1 pseudogene is annotated in these 565 nt (G+C 43.2%); it reads left to right on the top strand.

Going from position 1 to position 565, the window contains the following annotated elements:
* Positions 1-390: pseudogene (locus tag J7438_RS27150) on the top strand (hypothetical protein); the annotation flags it as partial.
* Positions 391-565 lie beyond the last annotated feature (175 nt).

The following is a 565-nucleotide window of genomic DNA, read 5'->3' as shown; positions in this document are numbered from 1 at the left end:
GAAACCTCAGAACATACCTCTATTAAAGAGCGCATTGAGTCATACGACAGCGCAAACGGAAAAAAACAAAAGGCACACTTGAAACCGTTAAAAGCTCAGGGTCAAAACCCGGAACAGGCTATTCCATACCCACTCAGTAGCTACTTTGAACTGGTTGACTGGTCTGCCCGAATTGTCCGCAAAGGCAAACGTGGTCGTATAACTGACGATGTACCACCTATCTTGGAGCGCCTGGGTATTGACCCAAAAGAATGGCTGGAGACTATGCGCTGGAATAATCGTTTTCACCGCGCAGTCGGCAAGCTGGCTTCACTGAAGGCTTATGCAGAAAGCACCGGAAAATGCTGGGTTCATGGGATGTCTGTGAGCGGTGCTCTCTACCCTGCCTGATCAACGTATTTTCATTTACTTTAATGTGGCCAGAATTTTCTGAATGCTCTTTCTTATATTGTCTTTACAGTGTCTTCTATCTAGCTGTTGCTGAGTGCTTTTTATACGCTTCCTGTTTGGTATGAATGAGAAATTCTTACAATGATCAATACTATCATTTAAAAAATGAATAAAT

Source organism: Thalassotalea sp. G20_0, from assembly GCF_017744175.1.
Classification (GTDB): domain Bacteria; phylum Pseudomonadota; class Gammaproteobacteria; order Pseudomonadales; family Endozoicomonadaceae; genus Endozoicomonas.
The sequence above is the reverse complement of the archived record's forward strand: the minus strand, read 5'-3'. Positions and strand labels throughout refer to the sequence as shown.